General features: G+C 58.3%; 6 protein-coding genes and 1 tRNA gene. 3 read left to right on the top strand and 4 right to left on the bottom strand.

The window, feature by feature from the left end:
• The first annotated feature begins 162 nt into the window (after window positions 1-162).
• Complete coding sequence (locus ACIQ5B_RS09210; RefSeq protein WP_397598753.1) at window positions 163-669, top strand: hypothetical protein; 507 nt, start codon at window positions 163-165, stop codon at window positions 667-669.
• A gap of 65 nt (window positions 670-734) precedes the next feature.
• Window positions 735-3,422, top strand: a complete 2,688-nt coding sequence (gene ppc / locus ACIQ5B_RS09215; RefSeq protein ID WP_397598754.1) for a phosphoenolpyruvate carboxylase — start codon at window positions 735-737, stop codon at window positions 3,420-3,422.
• Here the strand turns inward: ppc and ACIQ5B_RS09220 are convergent.
• Window positions 3,385-3,549: a hypothetical protein gene (locus ACIQ5B_RS09220; RefSeq protein ID WP_397598755.1), complete on the bottom strand. Its 165-nt coding sequence runs from the start codon at window positions 3,547-3,549 to the stop codon at window positions 3,385-3,387. The genes ppc and ACIQ5B_RS09220 overlap by 38 nt on opposite strands.
• Between ACIQ5B_RS09220 and ACIQ5B_RS09225 the strand changes: the two genes are divergently transcribed.
• The gene (locus ACIQ5B_RS09225; protein WP_397598756.1) at window positions 3,542-5,374 is read left to right on the top strand and encodes a DUF885 domain-containing protein; all 1,833 of its coding nucleotides are present in this window, start codon (window positions 3,542-3,544) and stop codon (window positions 5,372-5,374) included. The genes ACIQ5B_RS09220 and ACIQ5B_RS09225 overlap by 8 nt on opposite strands.
• A gap of 19 nt (window positions 5,375-5,393) precedes the next feature.
• Here the strand turns inward: ACIQ5B_RS09225 and ACIQ5B_RS09230 are convergent, their stop codons facing one another.
• From ACIQ5B_RS09230 to ACIQ5B_RS09240, 3 genes are all read right to left on the bottom strand, one after another.
• Window positions 5,394-6,191, bottom strand: coding sequence for a hypothetical protein (locus ACIQ5B_RS09230; protein WP_397598757.1), 798 nt, complete (start codon window positions 6,189-6,191; stop codon window positions 5,394-5,396).
• An 84-nt stretch (window positions 6,192-6,275) separates the two neighbouring features.
• On the bottom strand, window positions 6,276-7,643 hold the full coding sequence (locus ACIQ5B_RS09235; protein WP_397598758.1) for a cytochrome P450: 1,368 nt from the start codon (window positions 7,641-7,643) through the stop codon (window positions 6,276-6,278).
• Between the two features lie 274 nt (window positions 7,644-7,917).
• Window positions 7,918-7,992: transfer RNA gene (locus tag ACIQ5B_RS09240), tRNA-Glu, on the bottom strand.
• Window positions 7,993-8,109: the final 117 nt, after the last annotated feature.

Below are 8,109 nucleotides of genomic sequence, written 5' to 3' on the forward strand. Positions count from 1 at the left end.
GCGGTTGCTCAAACGCGTTACTCCAAAAGACGAATCTTGGGAGGTCACGCAAGAAGGGGCGCAGCTAGTCCAAGGATTTCATCCTGTCAACGCCTTTTGCCCGCTAGTCAGCCCGATTGCGCGGCCCTTGCATGGGCGTAGCCGCAGGTTTAGACACCCCATATGCCGATTATCAAGCCAATACTTCGTCTGATCCCCCTCATTCTGCTCGCATCATGCGGCAGTATCGACGGGCAGTTTCCCTCGCTTGAGCGGCGCGCCTATGAAAATAATGACCCCATAACCGCGCCCATAACACCGCCGACAGCGCCGGTTTCCATGCCCGTGGAGCTCAGGGCGCAGGTCTATGCGTTGCTGTCGCAGCACAAGAACGCGCACGCGGCCTATCTCGAACGCCTTGACGCTGTCCGCGCCGTTGCTGTCCGCGCAGCGGGAAGCGCCCCCGGCAGTGAAGGCTGGGTCAATGCGCATGTTATATTGTCGCGACTCGATAAAATGCGTGATGATTCGGTCGCGGCGGTTCGCGCGTTTGATGGTTTGATTGCAGATGCCAATGCGGGTGATTCGGGGCTGGTCGCGCTGCTGACCGATGCGCAAAAACCGGTGCTAGATGATGTCGCTGCGCAAAATGATGAAATCGGCCGACTTTCCCGCCTGATCGGGGAATAGCTATTCCCTGCCCGACATAGGCGCATTTGCTTGCCTATGCGCGGCCTATGTGCACAATTTGGGCAATGGACGGTCAGCACGCACACACCATTTCGCAAAATCCGGATATCCGGTTCCTCGGCAAGATGCTGGGGGACGTCATTCGCGCTTATGGTGGGGAAAAATTATTTCGGCAGACCGAATATATACGTTCGACGAGCGTTGATCGTTTTCGCAAAGTTGAAGGTGCCGAGGCGAGCGACAGCGGCCTTGGTGCGCTTAGCCTTGATGATACGCTCAACTTCGTCCGCGGGTTCATGCTATTCTCGCTTCTGGCCAATCTGGCGGAGGATCGGCAGGGCCTTGCGCATGAGGACGGCGCGACGGTTGCCGAAGCATGCGCGCGGCTTGCAGCTCAAGGCATCGCCCTAACCGACATCCGCGAGATGCTGGGCCACAGCCTGATCGTGCCTGTGCTGACCGCACACCCCACCGAAGTGCGCCGCAAGAGCATCATTGACCACAAAAACCGGATCGCAAAGCTGATGGAGCTGCGCGACCAGGGGCAGACGGTGACGGAAGATGGCGATGATCTGGAGGCGGCTATCTACCGGCAGATAGCGCTTCTGTGGCAAACGCGGCCACTGCGCCGTGAAAAGCTATTTGTCGCCGACGAGATCGAGAATGCCCGCGCGACGATGCAGGACGTGTTTCTGACCGCGCTGCCCAAACTTTATGCCGGTTGGGAAAAGGCGCTCGGCGGTCGTCCGCCCGGCTTTGTGCGCCTTGGCACGTGGATTGGTGGCGACCGCGATGGCAATCCCTTCGTCGATGCGGACACGCTGCGTTATGCCACTGCGCGTAACGGCGGCACCGCCATTCGGCATTATCTTGAACTGATCCATAAACTTGGCGCGGAAATTTCGATCTCATCGCTAATGAGCGACACGCCCGAGCCGGTGCAGGCATTGGCCGAGAAAAGCGGCGACACCGCCCCAAGCCGCGCGGACGAACCCTATAGGCGGGCGCTGTCGGGCATCTACGCGCGTCTGGCGGCGACACATATCAAATTGGTTGGCGATCAACCACCGCGCCCCTCGAGCCTCTCAGGACAGCCCTATGGCGGCCCTGACGAACTGCGCCGGGATCTTGTCACTGTCGCGTCGGGCCTCGCCAGCGATGGCGATGGCGCGCTGTCGAGCGGGGGTGCTTTGGCGCGGCTCATCCGCTCGGTGGAGATATTTGGCTTCCATCTGGCGACGCTGGATTTACGCCAGAACAGCGATGTGCACGAACGTGTTGTTGCTGAACTGTTTCGCGTCGCCCGCGTCACGCCGGATTATCTTGCGCTGGATGAAGATGCGCGTGTCAAACTCCTCGTCGCTGAATTGACCCATAATCGGCCACTGGCAGGCGAATGGACGGATTATAGCGCGGAGACGGCAAAGGAACTCGCGATCGTCCGCGCGGCGGCCAAGGCGCAGGCTGATTTCGGTGACGCCGCTATCACGACCTATAACATCAGCAAGACGACCAGCGTCTCCGACATGCTCGAAGTCTATGTGATGCTGAAACAGGCGGGGCTGTACCGCATTGACGACGACGGCCAACCACGCGCCACCATCATGTCCGTCCCCTTGTTTGAAACCATCGCCGACCTTCAGGCCGCGCCCGAAACCATGCGCGCCTTTTTCCAAATTCCCATGATGCAGGCGCTGGCCAAGGCGCGCGGGCATCAGGAAGTGATGATTGGCTATTCGGATTCGAACAAGGATGGCGGCTACCTCACATCCACATGGGAATTATATGAGGCATCGAGCGCCTTGGCGAACGTGTTTGCCGACGCAGGCGTCGCAATGCAGCTGTTCCACGGGCGCGGCGGCGCGGTGGGCAGGGGTGGCGGTTCCGCCTTCGGGGCAATCCTCGCGCAGCCGCAGGGTACCGTGCAGGGCCGCATCCGCATTACCGAACAGGGCGAAGTCATCGCCGCAAAATATGGCACGGTCGACAATGCCGTCACGAGCTTGGAAACCATCGCATCGGCGACAATGCTCGCCACGCTGTCGAGCGACCCGATTGCGGACGCCGACGTTGCCCGTTTCAAGGCGGCGATGGCTGAACTCTCGGCCAGCGCCTTCCGCCACTATCGCGGCCTGGTGTACGACACTGCAGGCTTCCGCACATTTTTCCGTCAGATGACGCCCATTAACGAAATCGCGACGCTCAAAATCGGATCGCGGCCCTCAAGCCGCACGGCGTCCGATGCGATTGAAGATTTACGCGCCATTCCCTGGGTATTCTCCTGGGCGCAGGCGCGCGTCATGCTGCCCGGCTGGTACGGCACCGGACAGGCGCTGGCCGATTTTGCGGACAAAGGTCTGTTGCGCGCGATGGCGGGTGAGTGGTCTTACTTCCAAACCATCCTCGCCAATATGGAAATGGTTTTGGCCAAGTCCGACATGGGCATCGCCGCGCATTATGCGGGGTTGGTCGAGGATCAGGCGCTTGCGCATGATCTGTTCGGCCGTATCAAGGGCGGCTGGCACGCGTCACGCGACAGCCTGCTAGCGGCAACCGGCCAAAATCACTTGCTTGAGGCCAACCCGGCGCTGAACAATTCCATCCGCCTGCGTCTGCCCTATATTGAGCCGCTCAACCTGCTCCAAATCGAACTTATGAAACGCCACCGCGCCGGTGAAGCTGACGAACGGATTGGCGAGGGCATTCAGTTGACGATCAATGCCATCGCGACAGCGTTGCGCAATAGCGGTTAGGCAACCGGTAGATCGCTTCGACCAAAACCATTGCCTGTTCGACAAGCTGTAAAATCACCGCTTCCCCTGCCGCATCTGCCTGATATGACGTTGCCATAATCAATATCAGGAGAGTTTCGATGCGCATAACCCAAACCGCCCTTTCTGCCGTTGCTGTAGCGCTGGTCTATATGGCCACACCGGCGATTGCGCAGACTGCAGCCGCGGCACCTGTTGCCTCAGTCGAGGTTGACCAGAACGCTGCCATCAAGGCGTTTTTCGAGGAATATGACGCGCAGCAGCTGGCGCGATCGCCGCTCTCCAAATCCTATCGCGGCATCAAGGATAGCGACTATGGGAAATGGGACGATGGTTCCGACGCAGCCGAAGCCCGCAATTATGAGGCCGAACGATCGGCGCTGAAAGAAATGCGCGCGCGCTTTGACCCCGCCAAGCTGTCGCCAGAAAACAAGCTCTCCTATCGCCTGTTTGAAAAGCGCGCAGCGCGCAGCGAGGGCGCGTATAAATATAATGACTATGGCTATATCTTCGATCAGATGAACGGCGCGCAGAGCCAGATTCCTGCCTTTCTCATCAACATCCATCGCATCGATACCAAGTCCGACGCCCGCGCTTATGTGAACCGGCTCTTCGGCATTGGCCCCGCAATGACGGAGGCTGTCGGCCAAGCCAAAACGCGCGCCGCAAAGGGCATCATGCCACCCAAATGGGTCTATCCTTATGTCATTGCCGATTCGCGCAATGTTATCACCGGAGCGCCTTTTGATGGCGGCCCTGACGCGCCATTATTTGCCGATTTCAAGGCGAAGGTCGGCAAGTTGAAGATCACGCAGATCGAAAAGGATATCTTGATTGCGGACGCGGCGCAGGCGCTCACCAAAGCTGTAAAGCCCGCTTATGAGGCGCTGATTGCCGAAATGACGGCGCAAGAAAAAGTCGCTGGCACTGACGACGGCGTCTGGCGCTTCCCCGATGGCGCTGGTTATTATGCCGAGCGGATTGCCAACTACACCACGACCAATATGACGCCTGACCAGATCCATGAATTGGGTCTCGCGCAGGTTGCGCGCATCCACAAGGAAATGGGCGTCGTCCAAAAGAAGATGGGCGTGAAGGGCGACCTTCAGGCTTTCTTCAAATATATGCGGACGGAGCCCAAATTCTACGCGCCCGAAACCGAGGAGGGCCGCGCGCTTTATTTGTCCGAAACGCAAAAGGCGCAGGACGCCATCACACCATTATTGCCCAAATGGTTCGGAATATTGCCCAAGGCCCCGTTGGTTGTGAAGCCGGTGGAAGCATTCCGTGAAAAGTCTGCGGGTAAGGCGTTTTACCAGCGCCCCGCGCCCGATGGTTCGCGCCCGGGCACTTATTACGCCAACCTCTATAAAATGGCAGACATGCCGCTGACCGAAGTTGAGGCATTGTTCTACCACGAAGGCGTCCCCGGCCACCATTTGCAGTTGGCGATCCAGACGGAATTAAAAGACGTGCCCGCCTTCCGTCAATTTGGCGGGGTGACCGCTTATTCTGAAGGCTGGGGCCTCTATTCGGAAAAGCTCGCCAAGGACATGGGGCTCTATACCGATCCGGCGCGCGATTTTGGCCGGCTGCAATTGGAACTGCACCGCGCCATCCGGCTCGTGGTCGACAGCGGCTTGCACCACAAACGCTGGACGCGCGAGCAGGCGATCAAATATGTCGAAGATAACTCCGCAGACGCCCCCGGCGGTATTGTGAAAGCCATTGAGCGCTATATCATCTACCCCGGTCAGGCGACGGCATATATGGTCGGCCGTCTGAAAATCAGCGAACTGCGCGGCAAGGCGCAAAAGGCGCTTGGGAAGAAATTCGACATTCGCGGTTTCCACGACACCGTGCTGAAATCGGGTCCCGTGCCTTTGGATGTGCTTGAAGAGCAAGTCGACGCTTGGATCGCTTCGCGCAAGTGAAGAAACGAAGGGACGGCGCCTAGTCTGACGGCGCTGTCCCTTCGTCAATTACCCGCACACCGAAGTTAAAATGTATCCGTACCCAGACGCCCAGTTGCGGTTTGTTGTCGATGCGCGGGGGTTTGACGAGGAACTGCCAGGCCGCAAGGCGAAGCGCTTTGGCGAGGCCGGTGCCGCGGGGGGTTTCACCGATAATCTGGCAGTTTTCGACGCGGTTATGTGCCGCCATGCGGCAGGCGATGTCGGCCGATGCGCCGGGGGGGATCCGCTTGATAGCAGCGAGATAGGGCGTGAGTTCGCTGTCATAGGGTTCGCGTAGCCACGCCACGGGGTAAAGCTGCGCACCGCCGGGCCCGAGCCCCGGGCCCATCATGCCCTTTGCGCCTTGTCCGTTTCCTTTGCCCTCACCCGCTCCGCTGCCTCCGTTGGCCGGGAATTTGGACAGGTCCATGGCGTCCAATTCAGACTTGCTCACTTTGATAAATTCAGGGCTCGGCGGCGGGGCCTTCACCGGATTTACCGGCGGCAATAATGGTATCGGGATTGGCGGCGTGATGGTTTTTTGTTGCTCGTTGGTCACCGGCGTCTTGGTTTCATTCTTTTCTGCCGATGAAGCTGCTTCCGATTCAGCCTCCAACGAAAATGTATTCAGACCGCGCGTACCTGCCGCAGGCCCACCCGACCGCATAGTTAGGCTGAGTATCGCGAGAAGGATGATGGCTTCGAGCAAGAGCGCGATAACCAAACCAAGGCCCCGTCGCCGGACCAAATGCCACCGCGGTTCAGTGGTCCAATCTGTCTGTTCTGAATAGGCCATGCGCGCACCGCGACCTTTAGGGTATCAGGCAAAGCTTGCAACGCGTGAATTTTATGGTCCGTAGCGCGGCACCCGTCACCAAAACTACAGCGGAACGAAGCGTACCTTCAATCCGTCCTTTGGCTTGGGGATTGGCCACGCCTGCCAATCGGGCGCATAGCCGTCTGCAATCTCCACGCGAACCGAGGTCAGCAGGTGATGCGTGAACAGCTTCATCTGCATATAGGCGAAATGCAGGCCAAGGCACATATGCGCGCCGCCGCCAAAGGGCACCCACGCATATTTATGCCGCGCCTTCACCTTCTCAGGTGTAAAGCGCATGGGGTCGAACGTTTCGGGGTTCTCCCAATATTCTGGCATCATGTGCACATAAGACGGGCTGATGCTGACCGCTGTGCCCTTCGGAATGTGATAGCCCATAAATTCGAAGTCTTTGAGAGCGCGGCGCGGGATTGACGGAACCGGCGAAATCATCCGCAGCGCTTCTTTAAATGCATATTCGGTAAGCTCGAACTTATCGAGATCGGCAAAAGCGATGTCTGCACCGGCGGGCGCGATGGCGAGGCACTCCTCGCGCAGTTTTTGCTGCCATTCCGGGTGCTTGGCGAGATACCAGATCATCGACGTAACCGACGAAGTGATGGTGTCATGTGCCGCCATCATCAAGAAATTCATGTGGTCGATCAATTCGCCGTCCGACATATATTCGCCGTCTTCGCGCGTTGACCGGCAAAACTGGCTGAACATGTCCTGCCGGTTTTCATTGCGGCGGCGCTCGGCAATTTGCGGGCCGAAATAGTCGATCAGATATTTGCGACCAGCAACGCCTTTGCCCATCGCGGTAAAGGGAATGGGCGCGCGGATCGGCGCGACCGATGCCTGCACCATATCGACGAAAGCCTTGTTAATCTTGTCGGCCTCTGGCCCCAGCGGGATGCCCAAAAAGCTGCTCGCCGCAACATCAAGCGTGAGTTGCTTGATCGCAGGATAGAAGAGCATATCACCGCGCCAATCCTTCAACTGTTCGGCAAAGATGCGGTTCATGTCTTGGGTGTAGGCACGCATTGGCCCTGGCTTAAAGGCGATGCCCAGCGCACGACGGTCCATGCGGTGATGGTCAAAGTCCATCAGCATCAGGCCGCGGGGGAAGAGCAGATTAAGCACTGGGCCCCAGCCTTGCTCCGACGAGAAAAGCTTTTCCCGGTCAAACAGCAGCAGCTCATTCGCCTCGGCACCGACCAGAGAGATGGTCGGATTGCCAAAGGCGTTGGTGCGGAAAACCTTGCCATAGGTTTTGACCATATGTGCGCCATAAGCAGGCGGATCGCGCAGCACGCGGAATGTTGTGCCAACAATAGGCAGGCCATTTTCACCCGGAATATGCGCAAGCTCGTCAATCTTTTTACGCGGCACCCAATGCGGGTTCGCAGCTTCGCTATGGGCAAGGGCCATGGGCTTCATTCCTGTTTAATTGCGCGGTTAATGTTTACTGCCATGGATGTCAGTACGGCGCAAGTGGGACATGGGTGCGCCACATTAACGGACTGCGTAATGTTAATTGGCCTTTTGGCGTCTAACGCGCCCACAACCGTATGCGCATTTTCGCGAGGCATTGGCTGGCCAACCGCCGATAACGTCGGGACGCGCGCACGCAAATAACGGCGTCACGCTAAGTTTCAATATGTCCGGAAGACCAAGCTTGCACCGCGCGCAGCGTGCAAAAAGTTGGTGACCCCTACGGGAATCGAACCCGTGTTTCAGCCGTGAAAGGGCCGCGTCCTAACCGCTAGACGAAGGGGCCAATCGCTTGGCGAGCCGCGCCTTTACGGATTCGTTATGCACTCGTCAAGGCCAAGTTCGCGCAATTTCAGTCGGCGAATGCGATGTCGTCGACGTGGAGCTCCGCTTTTGGCGTTGC

The sequence above is a fragment of the Sphingorhabdus sp. genome, assembly GCF_044374345.1.
GTDB lineage: Bacteria > Pseudomonadota > Alphaproteobacteria > Sphingomonadales > Sphingomonadaceae > Sphingorhabdus_B.